General features: G+C 51.5%; 19 protein-coding genes, 2 tRNA genes and 1 pseudogene. 6 read left to right on the plus strand and 16 right to left on the minus strand.

What is annotated here, in order from left to right; genetic code table 11:
• Window position 1 precedes the first annotated feature (1 nt).
• The 8 genes from BZK40_RS22475 to BZK40_RS22510 form a co-directional block, all read right to left on the minus strand.
• A complete protein-coding gene (locus tag BZK40_RS22475) occupies window positions 2-1,669 on the minus strand; it encodes an O-antigen ligase family protein (protein ID WP_079935329.1) in 1,668 nt (555 codons plus the stop codon).
• A gap of 1 nt (window position 1,670) precedes the next feature.
• Window positions 1,671-2,213 carry a fimbrial protein gene (locus tag BZK40_RS22480; RefSeq protein WP_079935330.1) on the minus strand — a complete coding sequence of 181 codons (543 nt, stop codon included), beginning with the start codon at window positions 2,211-2,213 and terminating at the stop codon, window positions 1,671-1,673.
• 9 nt (window positions 2,214-2,222) lie between these two features.
• A complete protein-coding gene (locus BZK40_RS22485; protein ID WP_020996610.1) occupies window positions 2,223-3,287 on the minus strand; it encodes a fimbrial protein in 1,065 nt (354 codons plus the stop codon).
• A complete protein-coding gene (locus BZK40_RS22490) occupies window positions 3,284-3,889 on the minus strand; it encodes a fimbrial protein (RefSeq protein WP_079935331.1) in 606 nt (201 codons plus the stop codon). Before BZK40_RS22490 ends, BZK40_RS22485 begins: the two co-directional genes overlap by 4 nt.
• Before the next feature lie 12 nt (window positions 3,890-3,901).
• Window positions 3,902-4,678 (minus strand): fimbrial biogenesis chaperone, encoded by a 777-nt coding sequence (locus BZK40_RS22495; protein ID WP_095533176.1) that lies wholly within the window; start codon window positions 4,676-4,678, stop codon window positions 3,902-3,904.
• A gap of 26 nt (window positions 4,679-4,704) precedes the next feature.
• A complete protein-coding gene (locus BZK40_RS22500; protein ID WP_079935333.1) occupies window positions 4,705-7,176 on the minus strand; it encodes a fimbria/pilus outer membrane usher protein in 2,472 nt (823 codons plus the stop codon).
• Window positions 7,177-7,217: 41 nt separating this feature from the next.
• The gene (locus BZK40_RS22505; protein ID WP_020996612.1) at window positions 7,218-7,766 is read right to left on the minus strand and encodes a fimbrial protein; all 549 of its coding nucleotides are present in this window, start codon (window positions 7,764-7,766) and stop codon (window positions 7,218-7,220) included.
• 69 nt (window positions 7,767-7,835) lie between these two features.
• Window positions 7,836-8,384: a fimbrial protein gene (locus BZK40_RS22510; RefSeq protein WP_003830808.1), complete on the minus strand. Its 549-nt coding sequence runs from the start codon at window positions 8,382-8,384 to the stop codon at window positions 7,836-7,838.
• Between the two features lie 728 nt (window positions 8,385-9,112).
• Here BZK40_RS22510 and BZK40_RS22515 point away from each other — a divergent pair.
• Together BZK40_RS22515 and BZK40_RS22520 are read left to right on the plus strand one after the other, a co-directional pair.
• Window positions 9,113-9,796: a winged helix-turn-helix domain-containing protein gene (locus BZK40_RS22515; protein WP_228553202.1), complete on the plus strand. Its 684-nt coding sequence runs from the start codon at window positions 9,113-9,115 to the stop codon at window positions 9,794-9,796.
• A gap of 1 nt (window position 9,797) precedes the next feature.
• Window positions 9,798-10,316 (plus strand): FidL-like protein, encoded by a 519-nt coding sequence (locus tag BZK40_RS22520; protein ID WP_003830806.1) that lies wholly within the window; start codon window positions 9,798-9,800, stop codon window positions 10,314-10,316.
• Between the two features lie 155 nt (window positions 10,317-10,471).
• Here the strand turns inward: BZK40_RS22520 and BZK40_RS22525 are convergent.
• Together BZK40_RS22525 and dnaQ are read right to left on the minus strand one after the other, a co-directional pair.
• Window positions 10,472-10,548, minus strand: a tRNA-Asp gene (locus BZK40_RS22525).
• Window positions 10,549-10,681: 133 nt separating this feature from the next.
• Entirely contained in the window at window positions 10,682-11,410 is a 729-nt protein-coding gene (gene dnaQ / locus BZK40_RS22530; RefSeq protein ID WP_095533177.1) for a DNA polymerase III subunit epsilon, read from the minus strand.
• Here dnaQ and rnhA point away from each other — a divergent pair.
• Window positions 11,364-11,942: pseudogene (gene rnhA / locus BZK40_RS22535) on the plus strand (ribonuclease HI). The gene dnaQ and the pseudogene rnhA sit on opposite strands and share 47 nt — an antisense overlap.
• Here the strand turns inward: rnhA and BZK40_RS22540 are convergent.
• Window positions 11,939-12,661 carry a class I SAM-dependent methyltransferase gene (locus BZK40_RS22540; RefSeq protein WP_079935334.1) on the minus strand — a complete coding sequence of 241 codons (723 nt, stop codon included), beginning with the start codon at window positions 12,659-12,661 and terminating at the stop codon, window positions 11,939-11,941. The pseudogene rnhA and the gene BZK40_RS22540 sit on opposite strands and share 4 nt — an antisense overlap.
• Before the next feature lie 33 nt (window positions 12,662-12,694).
• Between BZK40_RS22540 and gloB the strand changes: the two genes are divergently transcribed.
• Both gloB and mltD read left to right on the plus strand, forming a co-directional pair.
• The gene (gloB, locus tag BZK40_RS22545; RefSeq protein ID WP_079935335.1) at window positions 12,695-13,450 is read left to right on the plus strand and encodes a hydroxyacylglutathione hydrolase; all 756 of its coding nucleotides are present in this window, start codon (window positions 12,695-12,697) and stop codon (window positions 13,448-13,450) included.
• Between the two features lie 71 nt (window positions 13,451-13,521).
• Window positions 13,522-14,880: a murein transglycosylase D gene (gene mltD, locus BZK40_RS22550; protein WP_032942416.1), complete on the plus strand. Its 1,359-nt coding sequence runs from the start codon at window positions 13,522-13,524 to the stop codon at window positions 14,878-14,880.
• Window positions 14,881-14,929: 49 nt separating this feature from the next.
• Here mltD and BZK40_RS22555 read toward each other — a convergent pair whose 3' ends face one another.
• The 3 genes from BZK40_RS22555 to BZK40_RS22565 form a co-directional block, all read right to left on the minus strand.
• Window positions 14,930-15,700 (minus strand): class I SAM-dependent methyltransferase, encoded by a 771-nt coding sequence (locus BZK40_RS22555; RefSeq protein WP_032942414.1) that lies wholly within the window; start codon window positions 15,698-15,700, stop codon window positions 14,930-14,932.
• Between the two features lie 76 nt (window positions 15,701-15,776).
• Window positions 15,777-16,577, minus strand: a complete 801-nt coding sequence (locus BZK40_RS22560; protein WP_008783770.1) for an endonuclease/exonuclease/phosphatase family protein — start codon at window positions 16,575-16,577, stop codon at window positions 15,777-15,779.
• Window positions 16,578-16,708: 131 nt separating this feature from the next.
• Window positions 16,709-17,884 carry an MFS transporter gene (locus BZK40_RS22565; protein ID WP_003830796.1) on the minus strand — a complete coding sequence of 392 codons (1,176 nt, stop codon included), beginning with the start codon at window positions 17,882-17,884 and terminating at the stop codon, window positions 16,709-16,711.
• A 104-nt stretch (window positions 17,885-17,988) separates the two neighbouring features.
• On the opposite strand from BZK40_RS22565, the gene yafC reads away from it, so the two are divergent.
• Entirely contained in the window at window positions 17,989-18,903 is a 915-nt protein-coding gene (yafC, locus tag BZK40_RS22570; RefSeq protein ID WP_008783768.1) for a DNA-binding transcriptional regulator YafC, read from the plus strand.
• Between the two features lie 21 nt (window positions 18,904-18,924).
• Here the strand turns inward: yafC and dkgB are convergent, their stop codons facing one another.
• Together dkgB and BZK40_RS22580 are read right to left on the minus strand one after the other, a co-directional pair.
• Entirely contained in the window at window positions 18,925-19,728 is an 804-nt protein-coding gene (dkgB, locus tag BZK40_RS22575) for a 2,5-didehydrogluconate reductase DkgB (RefSeq protein WP_003830794.1), read from the minus strand.
• A 164-nt stretch (window positions 19,729-19,892) separates the two neighbouring features.
• Window positions 19,893-19,969, minus strand: a tRNA-Asp gene (locus BZK40_RS22580).
• Window positions 19,970-20,012: the final 43 nt, after the last annotated feature.

Consider the following 20,012-nt stretch of genomic DNA (forward strand, 5'->3'; position numbering starts at 1 on the left):
ATCATTCCATTATTTTATTAAAAGGACGTCGTGCATTCTGCAGCCACGGGATACGGCGATCGTTTGGGTATATCAGGCAAAAGCGCGTCGCCAGACGATGCGCCTCGACCAGGTCGCGCTGTTGCAACGCCAGTAAGATTTGCGTGAAGGAGACATTAGGGTCTGGGTGAACGCGCACATAGTCAGGCGCCCAGCGGCGAACCGCTTCCAGCCAACGTGCGTCCCGGGTACGCTGATACCGTTGCAGATACCCCATCTGGACATCAAACCGATAGCGACTGGTAAGAAGCCAGCCTCCTACAGGGAGCTGTTCGGCAAGATGCCACTGCGTTGACTGCCTCTCCGCCAGCGTCAATTGCTGTTGCGTGTGCAGCGTGAGAAGCAGCAATGGCGCGACGGTCAGTAACGAGATAAACCCTGCCGCGCGAATCAGCGACGTCGACGTAAGCGCCAGGCGTATTCCCGTTCGCGCGCTGTCTGCACATCGAAGCAACAGGATCAACAGCAGCCAGTGTGGCGTTGACTGCCTGACGGGGTATTCCGTCAACATATGAATAACCACCGGCAGTGCCGCCACCAGGCAGGCGCGACGCCAGCAATTACCGTGCAGCCAGAGCCATAAACCACCCGCTATAAAACAGAGTGCCCCCGCCAGCCCAACCAGACCGCCCTCCACCAACCACAGCACCAGTTCGTTGTGCGGATGCGAAATGCTGCCCAGCCCCAATGGCCCCGCGCGTTCGAGAAACACGGCAGCAAAACTGCCCACGCCCCACCCCATCCACGGACGTTCGGCAAATAATGCCAGCGACGTTTTCAACACCGTCCAGCGCACTTGAGAAGTCGTCAGATGATCGACCGTGACCACAGACAAAAAATGGCGGGCCGTGGCCCCTATCGCTACGCCTAACGCCAGCGGCAGTAGAAGCAGCAGCAGCGTGCGCCGTTGCGCCGGGAAAACCGCCAGCAGCAGCACTTCACCGATTACCAGAGACAGGTAGCCGGTTTGCGACTGAGATTCATGCAGCACAAATCCCATCATTACCAGGCCTATCCCAATGGCAATTCGATACCCGCGGTGCAGACGTAAAAAGAGCAGTACTGACAGCAGCACACCGCATGCCGTGAAGCTGGCTATCAGGTTGACCTGCTGAAATATCCCGTAGGGTCGCGTACCGCGCCGCCAGGCAAACTCCCAGTATTCAACGCCCGGCAAATGCCAGTACTGATAGACAAACGCCAGACATTCAATCACGCACGCTCCCCATAGCAGAGCCAGCAGTGCCGTTAGGGTGTTTGCCGTGAGCGGAATTTGTAATGTGACCAGATAGACGCTCACACCGCCCAGTAACGCCCCCGCCACCAGCAGTGCCTCGGCCTGCCAGACATCAGGCGTTAGCAGGCAAAGCAACGTCAGGATGAACGCCCCGACTGTAAAACCCGCAGCGGGCACAGTGATGCGCCAGCGTTGACGAGGCACCAGCATCAATACGCTTGCAGCCAGTACAACAGCGTAGATCCAGCTCGTAATATTAAGCGGCAACGACAGACCGCTGCCGCCGTTGTTCGGCCAGTAGAGATGCATGGCCCCACACCAGAAAAACAGACTAATACCGAGCAATAATTTCTGCGCAGGCAGCGGCGCAATGCGATTCAGTACGTTCATCATGCTACTGGTAGTTCAACGTCCAGGTCCCGCTGGCGCTGAACGGACCGTATTCGAGAGACTGATTTTTTATCGCCGATGGCTCCGCTGCGACCCACGCCAAGAAATTCAGCGTCATCGAGCCTTCTGTTATCTCTTTGACTGACGTGCTCTCATCAAGGCGGATTGCCGTGCCGTCCTCTTCGCTCATCCCAATCCCGATCCCTGACGCACCGCCTTGTTCACTGCTATCCAGCGCCAGATGATCGGTCAGCTCCGCATCCTCACGACCGCTGAAGGTAACCGAGATCCCACGGAAAACCTCAGGGTTGCAGTCGCGTAACTGGATGCTGAATTTTTCCGGCTTACTGCGCCCCGAGAGATAGAGATCCTGTGTCGCGATTTGCTTGAAATCGACCTCGATTTTGTCGCCTCCCGGTGCAAGGCTGCAGGCCAGGGCTCTGATGGTGCCGTGAAAATACATATCGCCGCCGACCAGTTTGGTGTCGGCCTGCGCCATGCCACCTAGCAGTAACATACTGGTCGCGAATAACGCCAAGAATCTCATGACATCCCCCTACTGAAACTGCGCGACAACGGTGGCAGAGGCTTCAAATTCACCTTCTTTCACGCTTCCCACGCCCGGCTTTGCCACCGGCGCGGCGGTGAGATTCCAGTCGCCCTGATTCTGGTAAAACCCCTTCACGTTGTAGAATTGATTGGGCACGACGGTGCCACCACTTTCGTCTTTAAGCATAATGCCGAGATCGTCGCGCTTTTGTCCGCCGCTCAGCGTGCCAAGGAGATTACCGTTAAACCCCGCCGTGCCTGACGCCGTGGTAGTTTGTATACCAAGATTAATGTTCAGCGCGCCCTGATCGAAGCTCCCGCCTTCACAGACCACATGTATAGGGACCGACTTGCTGTAGTTAGTGCCGTTGAGCCGGGCAGCGGATCCAGGCAGATCGCCAAACTCAATGCTGATTTTGTCTCCCCGATTGAAGGTGCATTTGTCCGGGACGGTAATCAGCCCGGATTTAATCACCACGCGAGAAATCGCCGTGGTTGGCGTAGGTCCCGCGCTTCCCATACGCCCGGCCACCTCCACCAGCGACTGGGAAGTGATATTGATGCCATTGATAATGGGTTTAGTGACAATAAACGTCACTTTCCCTTTTGAACCACTTTCAACGTTAGTCGCTCGCGTGTAGCCCTTACGCTTTTTACAGCTGTTGTTGCTGTTGCGGTTTGAAACGTTGGTAAAAGGCGCCTGCACATATTTTTTATAGCCCCCGGCAACCCACACCTGAACTTCCACATCCAGATACTCGTTTAGCCGAAAACGGTTCGCCCCCTGATTTGAAGGCGGCATCGTGGTTGTGGTGGTGTAGTAAATTGGTGCTCGGGAGATGTCAGCCTGTTCGCAATAGAAATTCACCACATACCAACCGCCCAGATTCCATGGGAACGGCTCCGTTCTGCCCCCCACGTGGTTTTTGCTGACATCCAGCGAGCTCAGTTCAATATCGTACTGATGCGGCGACCCACCTTCCGGCTCACCTTCTCCCTGTGTAAATGCCTGCCCGGCCAACGGACAGCCTGCCAGCACCACCCACAACAGCGTTTTACGTAATACGCTCATAGATACTCCAGCTTGAGTCTGACCAGACCGTTAAATTCTCCGGCGGTCACCTCTCGCCCAAAAGATTCCAGCGCGGCAAGAAAATGAATGGAGTTATCGCCCGGTTTGAGGATCCACATGCGTTGCGGTTGGTTCAGGTGGATTAACTGATTACCTTCAGTCAGTAGCCGGATGCCCGCGCCGCGAACATCACCACGAATGCGCCCCAAATCGCTGTTTTCCGGTGCGCCTTCAGCCATTAGCGTCATCGAAACACCACGCTCCACCGTGCTGTGCGCCAGCTCAGGCATCTCACTGGTCTGCCCGGGGAAATCCCTTAAGGTATGACCGGAGCCCTTTAAACAGCCATTCAGATACAGCGTGACCAATACCGGATCGCTGCGATCGCCGCCCTGGCGAAATCGGCTGGCGGAAATATCACCAAGATCGATAGTCTGATCGCGGGAGGCCATATCCAGCACGCACGGCGAAACGAACACCCGACCATGAAAGCGGACGTTGCCATACTCGCCGGACACATTGCTCATATCCTGGCGACCGCTTGTGGCCTGAACCGAGCAGGCCATGCCCGCCATCAGCAGAGCGCAAAGCATCTTTTTCATTTACGAATCCTGTTACCGGGGCTGTTGCTCCATCGGCAATGCTTTACACACATTGCCTGTGCAGCTGAATTTCAATTCGGGATGACCGCCAAAATCGTTCACGTACATCATGCTGAACTGGCTAACGCTGCCGTCGGTCACGCTGAAATCGAGAGAGGACTTTGGTGAAACCATAATCCCAGGGAAGTCAGTCAGCCTGTCGCCGCCCTGCGCTTCAGGCTTGCGGCTTAAGCCGATTAAGGTAACGAAGTACGGCGTTGGGTTATCCACACTCCAGCGCTGCCCCTGCTTATGAAAGACCAGTTGGTTTTGCCACACGGCGCCCGGTGTTTCCGGCACGATGGCGGTCGGACGGTAGAACAGTTTGATGCGCGACTGCATCGCCAGTTGCAGCACGTTCGGCTTATCCGGCTTGGGCGGAATTTCACGCACGTTCAGGTAGAACAGACTTTCGCAATCCTGCGGCAAAGCGTTAATACCGCTGGTTTTTGTCACACGCGCAATGCCCTTTTGCCCGCCGTTAATCCGTTGTAGCGGCGGTAAAACCATCAACGGCGAGGTAATTTTTGTTCCATTGGCGTCTTCCACCCACGACTGAGCCAGAAACGGAATGCTCGGACTGGTGTTGGTTAAGTTCGCACTGACAGATCGCGCATCACCGGTGATAATCAGACGGGTACGGTCAAGTGCAATGCCCGCCCATGAGGCGTTGATCTCTGCAATAAAAAGCAGACCGCAGACCACGGGTTTGAGCCAACGCTGCACGGAGTAAAATGCTTGATTTTTCATGACAAAATTCATTCAGGTTATTGATATTATTCACAAGGCAACAGCACGTTACCTTCCGGGTTGATTTGTTGCGGCACCTGTAAGTGACACTGCGCGCGACCGCCCCAGGCAACAGAAAGACGCTCGGCTGGATTCACACCCGCAATCCAGGCCATGCCGTTTTCCATCACCATGGCGACGCTGACACCGTTGGCGTTAAACACTTCGGCACCAAACGGCGGTACCGAACCATCTTTCAGGCGCAGCAGCGCCATCATTTTTTGCCCCTGCGCCACAGCGAAGCGCTGATAACCAATCGCGCCTTCCGTCAGGGTGTTGGTGACGATGGCTTTGGTCGCGGAAATGTCCTCGTCCATTGCGTCCACATCGATACGGGTATCAAAGCTGTGATAGCTGACGACGTCCGGTACGACGGCAATACCGAAGCGGTTTGAGTGCGCCTGTTCGCCGTTCAGCGGTACATTCGCCACACCGTCGGTATCAACCATCACCCTGGCGGTATTCATCGACGCCTGGCTGTTGTGTAGCGCCGCGCCATGACGCGTTGCGGTAAAGCCGCCGCGCATCGTGCCACCAACGGAGAAATAGCGTGATTGCTGCCAACTGACGTTAGATTCCAGTTCCGCCATCATGCTGCGATGCTTGTAGTAGCCATCAAACGCGGTGTGCCCTTCACCGGAAACCCCTGCGCGCAGTCGCCATGGATTGTTACGGTCGCGGTTATCGGAATACGAAACCATCTGACTGGTCTGGCTACCGCTGTTTTGCACTTCATAATCCATTGAGCGGCCATCGCTCCATGGCACCGAAATGGACAGCGAAAGGCTGTCGTCCCGTTTGCCCTGATACTCAGAGCGGTAAGCGGCAAGGTTGGCGCTGATCCCCTGAATGCCTGCGAACGAAAAGCTGTGTCCCATCGACACCCCGTAACGATCCTGAGAGCCACGATCCCAGTAATTCTGGTGGGTATAGGTCAGGTACAGCGTGGTCGCTAATTGCGGGTCGTCAGCAAAAAAGGTCTTGTTACCGGTGATGGTGTACATCTCTTTTTCGTTGCCGGCGCTGTTGTTATTTTCATACTGCTCGTCGAGGAACTGCGAGAAGGTGCGGAAGTTACGCTGTGAAAAACGGTAACCGGCAAAGGTGATGGCGCTGTTGTATTCATCAAAGGTTTTGGCATAGCTGAGCTTAAAGGACATCCCTTTTTGTTCAGCCTGATGCTTCACTCGGCTCACGGATTGCGTCGCATCAGCCGACAGCGCGCCCAGCCAGCTCAAATCCCGCCCAATCCCCATCGACCAGGCGTTATAGCGATCGCCAGTGAGCAACGCGCCACCGTACAGTGACCACGCATTGCTGACCCCCCATGAAAAATCACCGCTATAAAATGCAGGTCCCTGGACGTCGTGGTTATAACGCGATGGCTTACCGACAGCGGCGTTGTAACGAACATAGCCCGGGCGGGTCAGGTAAGGGATATCTGCCGTATTGACCTGAAAGGTTTGTACGCTGCCATCCTGCTCTTCGACGCGAACATCCAGCGTGCCGCGTACCGAACCGTGTAGATCCTGAATATTAAATGGCCCTGCTGGAACAGTGGTTTGATAGATAACACGCCCCTGCTGACTGACGGTGACCTTCGCATTACTGCGGGCGATGCCGTGCACTTCGGGCGCGTAGCCCTGCAAATTCGGTGGTAGCATGCGCTCGTCGCTGGCAAGGTTAGCCCCGGTAAATCGCACTGAATCAAACACCTGGGAATTCAGATATATTTCACCGACCGTCAGTTTTGCAGCCTGCATCGGTAACGGGCGATAGGCATAGATCTGATCCCAGTCGATACGCCCACGATTTTCATCTGAAGCATAATTGGCCTGATACTGGCCACGAAAGCGCCACGCGCCGAGGTTAAAGCCCGTCTGTCCGTAACCAGACAGTGAGCGGTAATGATCGCCACCTTGTTCGTAATGTGTGGCCTGGCCCGAAACGCTGTAGTCGAAAATCAGTCCCGCGACGCCGTTATCCCAGCGCTCCGGCGGCGTCCAGTCTGGATCGGTATATTTCATCCATGCCTGAGGCACGGTAATGTCCAGTACGCCTGCGCTATTATTCAGCACCACACCCGGCAGGCGGGAAATGTCATAGCAGGTCGCGCTAATCGGATGAATATAGGTCAGCGCCTCTTCTTTGAGCGCCAGTAATTCGAGCTGTTGTGGCGTCAGGCAAGCCATGGATTTATGCGAGTTGGCAGGATCAACGATATAACGGATCGACTGCTGAGGGATCTCCTGGCTGTTAATACGAACATCCAGCAGATATTCTCCGGGAGTCACAAAGTTGCCTTCGGAAAAACGCTGTAAATCGACATTTTGTCTGTCACTGGCATCCAGGACGTCAGTATTAAATTCAATAGACTCATCCGCTTCAGCCCATGAAGAGGCACAGACCAGAGCAATTAAAAGCGCCAGACGTTTTTTATCTGTTTTCAGCGTGATCATTTTCGTTCGCAAACCTTCAGATACCCGAATTGCTGTGCAGCTCAGAGATAATTCACAACAAAATGCGTGACTGCAGTAAATTCACCAGACGTCATTCTTCCGTCGCGGGAGATCAAATAAGCCGTAAAATTGAGCGTGTTTTTCCCTGGGTTAAGCGCATAATCCGGTGATGGCTCACCCAAATGAATTTGCTTGCCTTTGCCGTCATATATTTCTATCGCTAAATTTTCAGTTTCCGATTGCACGCTCAGATAATCAGGATTGTCACTATCCGGTGCGCCGGAAAAGGTAATATTGGCACGTTGGAACAGATTCCCGGGGTGTTGAGAATCCCCTAATGAACATCCCAGCAAATGAATGCTGAAATCATGCGCAGATACTTTTTCAGGTTTTCCGGAAATATCTCTGGCTGAGAGGTCATCAAATTCAACCAGCAGCGACCGGTCGCGTGGATCGACATAACAGGCAGCCTCAATAATATTTCCCCGCATGCGCATTTTGCCGGGCGTACTGACAAGACGATGGGTGTCAGCCAAAACCCATGCAGGCGATATGAAGATAAAAAGCAGTAAAATACGCCATCCAGGCATCACCGCATTTCCTTTCAGTTATTCGCAGGAAGGGTTAAGCAGGCGCATAATTGCGCCCGCAGCAGATCGTTACTGATAATCGATCTGGAAATTAACGGTAGATTCGAAGTCACCCGGGGTTACGGCTGCGGATGCGTTGTTGGCCTGCAGGTAAGCAACGAAATCAATGTCGGTTTCGCCATCGGTAATGTTGACCTGAGATGCGGCTTCGCCCCATTTCACGTCCTGGTTACCACTGTCAATCATACCGATGCCCGCGCCCTTTGCTGTACCCGAGGTAAATGCAGCCAGCGCATTGTTGTCGGTATCAATCGTTGCCGGGGTGTAGGTTACTGTGGCGGTTTTCGCAACAGTTGTATCGCAGCCCTGCAGAACGATTTTGGCATGCTTAACACCAGCACGTTGGTTGTCTTTTAACTGAGAAGTTGGGATCTCACCAAAATTAACCTGCACCGGGCTGGATTCTGGGGCCAGACCGCATGCGGAATTAACCAGAGAACCAGTGAAGTGAATTTTACCGTTAGTCGGTTCAACATTTTTTGCAGCGAAAGCAGAAGATGCAGTAAAAGTCATTCCCGCCATCAGCGCACAAGCCACAGCCACGTTTTTCATTTTCATATTACTACTTAACCTTATATCTGTTTTTTGGTTATTCCGACGATCTATTTCCACAGACAATTTATGCAAGGGAAACTCTGATCTGCAGGTGGCGGAAGTGCATTTCCTTGCAAACAATCCATCTCAAGCCACCCTGTATTTTGAACTTCATTGGTATTCCATCCGAAATACCGCCCACAGTTGTTTACGCTGTTTCGGGGCTTATATTAAGTCGACGAAAAAATGACACAATGCAAAAATCCGGTATTAATCAAACTCAGGGAATCGTGTTGTAACACTGTCTGTAGAGCGATCGTTTACCTAAAAAATAGCCAAAAAACACGCCAACACCAGTGTTAATGTCTATTATTTATTATTTTTATAGAGTTTTTATCTATCAACTATTTTTTTATTTAGCCAGAAGAACAGGCAAAATGTATTTATGAATGTTTTGTAAAAATGAAATTGGGCATCAAAAGCGAGTAATGACAATAAGATAGTGAAAGAGAGGAAGGAGATTGGAGGATTCTTTTATAAATATTAATAAAGCGATCTATGGCACAATCATTTTTTATAAATGAATTATGTTATGCTATTGCTTCCCCCACTCGAATGCGAGATATCCTGCTTTAAAGGAGACATCAGTGATTTCTCATATACCAATAAACAAAATTAAATCCGTAATTATTGGTGAAGGCTTAGTTTTCAGACCACATAAAAATACCCTAAAAGACCTGGCATCTGGTGAAATGGCCACATTGAATAATGTGGCAACACAATTACTGCTCTATCTGTTGCAAAATGGTAAAGAGATATCCTCGCGCGATGAAATTCTGCGGAATGTTTTCCAGCATAATGGCGCCAGAGCGACGGATGCTAATCTCAATCAGCACATTTCATTTCTGCGCAAAGCAATAACGTCTACGGGCCATCCTGCAGAACTGATCGTCACCATTCCGCGAATAGGATTTCGGATGAGCGACGCCAGTATCAATATTCAGCAACTGGAGGAATCGCAAGCGCCCACCAGAATAGTCAATGTTGCATTGACGCCCAGGAAAAAGAAACGAAACCTGTGGCCTGTCACGATAACAACGTTAATTACCAGCATCGCCGTGCTGGCGACAGCGTGGTTAACATGGATACCCAATGAAATCGCGATGACGGACGCGGCGATCCTGCGGACTATCGACTACGAGCAATGCCGTGTGCATATATTAGGAAACGCCCTCACCGACACCATAACCGAAAAAAAAGCGCTGGATATTTTCAAGTCCGTGGGTATTAACCCCAACTGTTCGTACCCAAAAGATCTGTATCTCAATACCTGGGCGAGCAACCATAATCTGGTTGAGTGGTCGTTTGCCGCTGAATGCGGGCTAAACCTCGGCTATTACCATTGCATCAGCCAGTATCGTCATCATGAGGAATGATATGAAGCAGGAAAGCGATCACTCTCCTTTACTATGGTCAGTCGTGATTGCCATTTTTGGGCTAGCGGCTATCGCTTTTTTTATTATCGCCGGGAATGCGAAAAAACAAGAAATCAGTTTTTCCTGCTCCTCGGAATTCACGTCGATACTCGACATCCAGAATACAAAAAAGGAACTCCACGGAATAATGCTGATAACCAGCTACAACTCCGGACACCTTTCATTGTCAGTCCAGGGGAAACTCAAAAGTGACGACGGCGAGTTCGCTGTTAACCGAAAACTGTTCTTTCGCTATGCCCGTCCACTCGGCCATACCGCAGGCGTTTTTATGCTCACTCCCGATGGTCGGGAAAAATCCCCCGATGATGACGCAACGGACGCTGTCGACTATCTCTTCTTCGACGCTTACGAACGTGCCGACAAGCTGTATATGCTAAAGCACCTGAATGAGGAAACGGTTCTTATTGGCGATAACTTTTCACCCCGCTTCGCCTGCGTGATGAATCACTTCGCGAGTTAATCGCCTTCTGGATATCCGTCGGGTTAAGGATGACCTGATGTGTTGCCCACCCGAAAGCTCGGGCGCGGTCGATAAAGCGTGGTAATGAGAATATTATTTTTGCAGGCTAAAACGACGAAAGCCTGAATCATTTCTGATTCAGGCTTTCTGAATAGTGGCGGAATGGACGGGACTCGAACCCGCGACCCCCTGCGTGACAGGCAGGTATTCTAACCAACTGAACTACCACTCCGCGTTGTGTTCCGCTTGGGAACGAAGCGAATATTACGGATTGCCTCGCGCCTCGTCAACGCTTTTTCTCACGTTTTTAATCGTTTGCTGCAAAAATCACCCGAATGGCCATTTTCATACGGTAAACGTACAAACTATGCCCGCCAGAGGCAACTTCCGCCTTTCTTCTGCACCAGGTCAAGGCGTGACTCATGGGCCGCTAACTCTTCATCAGTGGCGAAAACAACGCGTAGTTTACTGGACTGTCGCACAATACGCTGGATCCCCGTGTCATTCTGCTGCTGGCTGTCGCCTTCCATTGAGAACGCCATCGTGGTCTGCCCGCCGGTCATCATCAGATAAACGTCGGCCAGAATCTGGGCATCGAGCAATGCGCCGTGCAGGGTTCGTTTACTGTTGTCTATCTCATAGCGCGAGCATAACGCATCAAGGCTGTTTCGCTTGCCAGGAAACATTTTCCTCGCCAGCGCCAGGCTATCGGTTATTTTGCAAAATTCATTCGTCTTCGGAATATCACGCTTGAGCTTCGCGAATTCGTAATCCATAAAGCCGATATCGAACGATGCGTTATGAATGACCAGCTCCGCGCCGCGAATGTAGTCGAGAAACTCGTCGGCTACATCGGCAAACGTAGGTTTATCGAGCAGGAATTCGTCTGCGATTCCGTGTACGCCGAACGCTTCCGGGTCCACCAGCCGGTCCGGCTTCAGGTAAACGTGGAAGTTATTGCCGGTCAGGCGGCGGTTCACCACTTCAACCGCACCGATCTCAATGATCTTGTGGCCTTCATAGTGGGCGCCAATCTGGTTCATACCGGTGGTTTCGGTATCGAGGACGATCTGTCGTGTAATTCCAGTGCTCATAACGGTCATTTATGTCAGACTTATCGTTTGATTTCGATTTGCTAAAACAGGAAGTCTACCAGAGATGCTTAAACAGGTAGAAATTTTCACCGATGGTTCTTGCCTGGGAAATCCAGGGCCTGGTGGTTATGGGGCGATTTTACGCTATCGCGGGCGCGAAAAAACCTTTAGCGAGGGCTACAACCTCACCACTAATAATCGCATGGAGCTGATGGCGGCAATCGTTGCGCTGGAAGCCCTGAAAGAACAGTGTGAAGTGATACTCAGCACGGACAGCCAGTATGTGCGCCAGGGCATTACGCAGTGGATCCACAACTGGAAGAAGCGCGGCTGGAAAACAGCAGATAAAAAACCGGTGAAGAACGTCGATCTGTGGAAACGTCTCGATGCCGCGCTGGGGCCGCATCAAATCAAATGGGAATGGGTTAAAGGCCATGCGGGCCATCCGGAAAACGAACGCTGCGATGAGCTTGCGCGCACCGCGGCCATGAGCCCGACTCAGGATGATATTGGGTATCAGACTGAGGCTTAAGCGTCCGGTTTACGGTATTGCCGGGTCGCGCCAACGGCATGACGGATAGGCGTTTTGCTTTTATTTTGTTTCATCGGGTTGAGCGTAAGCGGAATGGTTCGCTTGCGCGCAACCACCAGCTGTAAACAGCCCAGCGCGGGGATATGGGCGCTTAACATTTTCCCGCCCTTCTTGTTCCAGGGCAGAACATGAAAACGACTATAGTGCAGCACTTCAAAATTCAGTAATGATAGCCAGTCCAGTTGACGCATGAGGGTAAACATCCGACTGTTATAGGGCGATGTCTTGCGCAATACGGGCACCAGTTTACGCAATCCCATCAAGCTTACCGGGTTAAAGCCGCTCAGAATCAACCAGCCGTCATCAATCAACACGCGATCGGCTTCACGCAGTAGGCGATGCGGATCAGAGCACCACGGTAACGTATGGGCCAATAAACAGACATCCACGGACTTATCGGCAAAGGGAAGATGCAAAGGATCGGCCGTCACCTGCATGGGAGATCCCTGCAAAGAAACATTTACCTGATGAGAAACCGCGCACGCTTCAGAATCGATTTCTGCGCTTAAATTACCAACCTTAAGCAGATGAAAACCGTACATTTTTGCAAACCACGGGTTAAGCTGATACTCCAGCGCCTCACGATAGTGTTCGCCCCAGGGCAAATCATCCCAGCTAACGGGCGCTACGACAGTTTGAGGGATCCTTGCCGGTTTCATCACAACCTTCCGTTACGCATTGAGAGGTAATATATGAATCTTAACAGTATTCCTGCATTTCAGGACAATTACATCTGGGTCCTGTCAAATAATGACCAGCATTGTCTGATTGTGGACCCGGGTGAAGCGGCTCCTGTTTTGAAAGCCATTGCAGAGCATAACTGGGTGCCGGAAGCCATTCTGCTAACCCACCATCATCAGGATCACGTGGGTGGAGTGAAAGAACTCCTGCAACATTTCCCACAAATAGTGGTATACGGACCGGCTGAAACGCAAGATAAGGGAACGACACACGTAGTCGAAGATGGCGATATTGCACTCGTTTTGGGGCATGAATTTAGGGTAATTGCTACTCCGGGTCACACTTTAGGACATATCTGTTACTTTAGCCATCCTTACTTATTTTGTGGTGACACGCTCTTTTCTGGCGGTTGCGGTCGACTTTTCGAAGGTACAGCAACCCAAATGTATCAATCACTTAAAAAAATAAACGAACTTCCTGACGATACATTAATTTGTTGCGCACATGAGTACACATTAGCAAACATGAAGTTTGCCTTAAGCATTCTCCCGCACGATTCGTTCATAAATGAATATTATCGTAAAGTTAATGAGTTACGCGTAAAAAAACAAATGACACTACCCGTAACTCTGAAAAATGAGCGGCGAAATAATCTTTTTTTGAGAACGGAAAATATTGATTTAATTAATGAAATCAACAAAGAAACAATATTGCAACAACCTGAAGAGCGTTTTGCCTGGTTAAGGTCAAAGAAAGATACGTTCTGACAATTCCGGGTTGCCTTTTGAAAACTTCGCCGTTATGATCGGTCGTCTTTTAAGCAACTATTGACACACACATGAAGGCAAAAGCGATATTACTCGCCTCTGTCCTGCTTGTTGGGTGCCAGAATACTGGTAACGTCCAACAACACGCACAGAGCCTTTCTGCAGCTGGTCAAGGGGAAGCAGGAAAGTTTACAAGTCAGGCGCGATGGATGGACGACGGAACATCTATCGCTGCTGATCAAGATTTGTGGGCTTTCATTGGTGACGAGCTAAAGATGGGAATTCCGGAAAACAGCCGGATTCGCGAACAGAAACAGAAGTATTTACGCAATAAGAGCTATCTCCACGATGTAACTTTACGGGCAGAGCCGTATATGTACTGGATAGCCGGGCAGGTTAAGAAACGTAACATGCCTATGGAACTGGTACTACTACCCATAGTGGAGAGCGCTTTTGATCCTCACGCAACGTCTGGCGCCAATGCCGCAGGTATTTGGCAGATCATTCCGAGCACGGGGCGCAATTATGGTTTAAAACAGACCCGCAGTTATGATGCACGTCGCGACGTTGTGGCTTCCACCACCGCCGCGCTGGACATGATGCAGCGTCTGAACAAGATGTTTGATGGCGACTGGCTGCTGACCGTTGCTGCTTATAATAGCGGTGAAGGTCGTGTCATGAAGGCAATCAAAACGAACAAAGCTCGTGGTAAACCCACTGACTTCTGGTCGTTGCCATTGCCTCAGGAAACGAAGCTATACGTGCCTAAAATGCTGGCATTGAGCGATATACTCAAAAACAGCAAACGCTATGGCGTACGTCTGCCAACAACAGACGAAAGCCGCGCGTTGGCACGTGTTCGCCTGAGTAGCCCGGTTGAGATGGCTCAGGTTGCTGATATGGCGGGTATTTCCGTCAGCAAGCTGAAGACCTTCAATGCAGGCGTGAAAGGCTCCACATTGGGTGCCAGCGGCCCGCAATATGTGATGGTGCCAAAGAAGCATGCAGAGAAGCTGCGTGAGTCTCTGGCTTCAGGCGAAATTGCAGCCGTGCAGTCAACGTTGGTCGCGGATAACACGCCGCTGAACAGTCGTAGCTACAAAGTTCGCTCTGGCGATACGCTTTCTGGCGTCGCGTCACGCCTTGGCGTGAGCACCAATGACCTTAAGCAGTGGAATAACCTGCGCGGGTCATCCCTGAAAGTGGGTCAAAACCTGACGGTGGGTGCGGGTACCAGCGCACAGCGTCTGGCGAACAACAGCGATAGCATCACCTATCGTGTGCGTAAAGGCGACTCGCTGTCGAGCATTGCCAAACGTCACGGGGTTAACATCAAAGATGTCATGCGCTGGAACAGCGATACGGACAATCTACAGCCAGGCGATCAGCTCACGTTGTTTGTGAAAAACAACGGAATGCCGGACTCCTGATAGCATTGTAGAAATGAAGGCACTGGATTCCCCCCAGTGCCTTTTTTATTTATCCCGCTTTATGTGCCTCAACCATTATCGTGTCGCTGGTAAACGAGCCATCTTCCTGTAACGCAAAGTAGGCTTTCACATCTGCAGAAGCACTTTGTTGGTATGCACGAATCGCGTCGCTCAACGCCGCGGGCGTGCGCATCCTCGCGACCCACGAACTGAACTCCAGTGGCAGGCGATCGGTTAACAAAGTATCGGCAATCAAATTGGCATCGTTGATTAACGACAGCCACTCTCCACTAGAATAGTTACGAACGTGCGAGGTATCACGTAACGCCTCCACGGTTTGCAACCAGATATCACGTACTGGGTGGCCTGGTGACATCACATCCATCACAATCAATACACCACCGGGCTTCAGAACGCGGTTCACTTCCCGCAGCGCGCGTCCGACATCATGCCAGTGATGCGCAGAATAGCGGCTAATCACCACGTCAAATTCGCTATCTTCAAATGGCAGACTTTCGGCATAACCCTGGCGTGTGGCGACATTCTCCAGGCCTCTGTCATTTGCCGCCTCAGCGACCACCTCAAGCATCTGCGACGATAAATCATAAGCCACAACCTGCTTTACGTGTTGCGCGGCTACAAAGCTGGCATGCCCCGCTCCACATCCCATATCCAACACACGGGCCTGCGGAAATGCCGACAACCTTTCCCCCAGACGCAGCAAGTCACGGCCAGAGGCGTGCACCGCACTGGTTAAATAGGCATTAGCCTGAGAGCCAAACTGTTTTTCGACGTTGTCATGGTGAGAGCGTGTTGTCATTGTGTTGTCCTTCGGTTGTTGTGAAATAGGAAGGGCAACCATCACAGGCCTGCCCTACGGCAGACCTGACACACCGTTATTGTTCAGGTTTGCCGGGACTGAATTCAACGAGTAGCGGGTTGTGATCGGATGCACGGGTGACCAGCACAGAGGCTTCACTCACGTTCAGACCACGATAGAACACAAAATCGAGAGGGCGACCAAACGCGCGTCGGCGCTGATCGTCAGTAAAACGTACCTGGCGCAGCGACATTTCACGCGCAAAGCGGTACAGCGCATTCATCCGTCGACGGCTCCAGGCATTGAAATCGCCGGCCATAATAACCGGACCGCTGTGATGAGCGATCTGATCGCCAATGGGAAGTAACTGCTTACTATAAACATCGACGCCGAGGCTAAAGTTAACCGCGTGGATATTCACCACCATTAATAATCGAGAGTCAGGCAGCGGATACACCGTTACCAGAGCCGATTTCGCCAGCCGTAAAATAGGCTCACGCTCGCGCAATGGACAACAGTAAACAGGATGAGCAGCAGAGAGCGTCATGACGCCAGAGGGATGCTGAGGCAGCACAAAGGCAGGAACCTGATCGGCAGCAAGGTAGTTAGCGGTCGCAAACTGCACCAGTTCTGGCGTGGTTTGCGCTTCCTGTAATAATACCAGATGCGCATCTTTGCCAAAATTCTTCAGCACCGACTGCCATTCTGCGCGCTGCTGTTTAAAAATATTCCATACCAGCACGCGAATGCGGTCTTCACTGCTTAACGGAACGCCTGCGGGTAATGCCTGGCCAATATGCGCAAACGACCCCGGCGGTAAAATCCGCTCGGCGGGTTGTCCGGCAACATAACGCATGGCATAGGTGTTTTTTCGCACTTTAGACTTTCAAACCTCTGTAACGTCAACCAGTCCGCAGCCGGACTGGTTCTTCTGTTATAGGGATTTTAGCACTCACTTTCAACGAACAATTGCAGTTTGTTTTGTAAGTGGGCGCTTACATCAATGATTTACCCCAGAGCAACACGCACGGGTTTATCAAGACGACCGCTGACACCCATCAGCAGAAAAGCTACCAGAACAATGAGGGCGCCAATCCACGGCGTCTGTGCTAAACCATAATGCTCGACCGTTTGCCCGCCAATCACTGACCCCAGCGCAATCCCAATGTTAAACGCCGCAATGTTTAACCCTGACGCCACATCTACAGCATTTGGCGTAAATTGCTCAGCTTTCTGTACCACGTAGACCTGCAATCCCGGTACGTTACCAAAGGCAAAGATCCCCATCACCAGAATGGTAGCCAGCGCGGCGTACTGCGTGGAGGCCGTCAGTTGGAAGACCATCAGCAGAACAAACAGCGCGGCGAAAATGAATTTCAGCGCAGGAACCGCACCATGTTTATCCGCCAGCTTACCGCCCCAGATATTACCGATAGCCACTGAAACACCGTAACCCAATAAGATCCAGCTTACTGCTGCCGGGGAGAACCCCGCCAGATCCTGCATCATCGGTGCAAGGAAGGTGAATGCCGTGAATACACCGCCGTAGCCCAGTGCCGTAACGGCGTAAATCAGCAACAGACGGGGATGAGTCAGCACCTTCACCTGGTCGCGAATGCTGGCGGCAGCACGACCGGGAATGTTGGCAGGGATCAGTAACTGGCTACTGATCAGTGCAATCACGCCTAACATTGATACCGCGAGGAAAGTCTCACGCCAGCCAAAGTGCTGACCGATAAATGTTCCCAGCGGCACGCCGGTGACCAGCGCCACCGTTAAGCCACCAAACATAATGGCAATGGCGGAAGCTGCTTTCTCTTTTGGCACCAGACTTGTCGCGATGGTAGAACCAATCGAGAAGAATACGCCGTGTGCCAGCCCAGTCAGCAGACGAGCGACAATGAGTGTCATATACCCGGGTGCCTGCCATGCCAGCAAATTCCCCGCCGTAAACAGAACCATCAGCGCAACCAGTAACTGTTTACGTGGCAGGCGTCCGGTCAGAGCGGTCAGTACCGGTGCGCCAATTGCCACACCCAGCGCATAGATTGAAACCAGCATCCCGGCGGAAGGTAACGAGATCGCCAGCTGTTGAGCGATGGTCGGCACCAGACCAACAATCACAAACTCAGTAGTGCCTATAGCGAAGGCACTTATTGTTAGTGCAAATAAAGCGAGAGGCATAAATAACTCCGTAACATCAGTAATCAGATGACACGCAGTATGCCTGGATGTTTTAATGACAAAAATATTCAAAATCTCAATATAATTTTGCGTCAGGTGCAAAAATGAAAGCAACCTCCGAAGAACTCGCAATTTTTGTGGCGGTAGTGGAAAGCGGCAGCTTTAGCCGGGCGGCAGAACAGCTTGGACAAGCCAATTCCGCGGTCAGCCGGGCAGTAAAAAAGCTGGAGATGAAACTGGGCGTCAGTTTGCTTAATCGCACGACCCGACAGCTAAGCCTGACCGAAGAAGGAGAGCGCTACTTCAGGCGGGTACAGCAGATACTGCAAGAGATGGCTGCAGCAGAAACGGAAATCATGGAGTCGCGGAATACTCCGCGCGGCCTGCTGCGCATCGACGCAGCAACACCGGTGATGTTGCATTTCCTGATGCCACTAATCAAGCCGTTCCGGGAACGGTATCCCGAGATGACGTTGTCTCTCGTCTCCTCAGAAACATTCATAAATCTTATTGAACGAAAAGTGGATGTTGCTATACGAGCGGGTACACTGACTGACTCGAGTCTACGTGCGCGTCCGCTATTTACCAGCTATCGTAAGATTATTGCCTCACCGGACTACATTGCCCGTTTTGGCAAGCCAGAGAGCGTCGAGGAGTTAAACCAGCATCTGTGTCTGGGGTTTTCCGAACCAGTTTCACTCAATACCTGGCCGATTGCCTGTAGCGACGGACAGCTGCATGAGGTCGAGTGCGGAATTTCTTCCAACAGTGGAGAAACGCTAAAACAGCTTTGCCTGAATGGCAACGGCATCGCATGTCTTTCAGATTATATGATAGATAAAGAGATCGCGCGGGGTGAACTGGTGGAGTTATTGGCAGATAAACGTCTGCCGGTAGAGATGCCTTTTAGCGCAGTTTATTACAGCGATCGTGCCGTCAGTACGCGCATCCGGGCATTTATTGACTTTTTAAGTGAATATATAAGAACAGCTCCCGAAGGAGCTGTGAAAGAGGGTTAATGGGTACAGAGGGTCAGGCAATTAATCCCAATCAGGGGCCAGGCCTTCCGGGCTGACCAGACGATCGTTGCAGTCCAGTGCCGCGATCGCTTTTTTATCTTCGGCATCCAGATGCAGTTCCAGCGCCAGCAGGTTGCTTGCCAGGTTTTCACGTTTGGTAGAAGAAGGAATTACGGAGTAACCTTCCCCCATTGCCCATGCCAGAATAACCTGCGCCGGGGTCGCGTTATGTTTAGCGGCAATGTGCGCAATCACTTCATCTTTCAGCGCTTTACCGTAAGCCAGCGTCATGTAAGAGGTGATGTGGATACCGTGTGCTTTCGCCCAGTCAACCACCTTACGGCTCTGCAGATACGGAGACAGCTCAATCTGATTGGTCGCAATGTTCTCTGCACCTACTGCGGCAATGGCTTTTTCCATCAGCGGAATGGTGAAGTTTGAGATACCAATTTCGCGAGTCAGCCCCTGCTGTTTTGCTTCGAGCAGCGCCTGCATGAATTCCTCAACAGATACCGCATCACCTGGAGATGGCCAGTGGATCAGCGTCAGATCGACATAATCTGTACGCAACTTCTTCAGGCTTTCTTTCAGGCTTGGGATCAGTTTTTCTTTGCTGAGATTTTCAATCCAGATCTTGGTGGTGATATACAGCTCGTTACGCGGTACGCCACTTTCGGCAATCGCCTGACCAACAGCCGCTTCATTATCATAGATTTGTGCAGTGTCGACAGCACGGTAGCCTAGCTCAAGCGCCGTTTTAACAGAAGCGATAACCACGTCGTCTTTCAGGCGGAAAGTACCTAAACCGAATGCAGGGATAGTCATAGAATTCCTCTTTATAATCACTATGTTCGTTAACTGAGAGGATTATGAGCTTAAGCTCTTTATAGAAAAAGAGTGAAAAATGCAGAGGATTTTTGCGGATTCAGCAATAATTAAATTGCAAACAAAGAAAAAGCCCTAAGCGTTAGCTCAGGGCTCTTAATAAGTGGCGGAACGGACGGGACTCGAACCCGCGACCCCCTGCGTGACAGGCAGGTATTCTAACCAACTGAACTACCGCTCCACCGAATTTCTTTGTCACCACCCGGATTCTTCATCCCGGTTTA

This window comes from Citrobacter portucalensis, from assembly GCF_002042885.1.
GTDB classification, from domain to species: domain Bacteria; phylum Pseudomonadota; class Gammaproteobacteria; order Enterobacterales; family Enterobacteriaceae; genus Citrobacter; species Citrobacter portucalensis.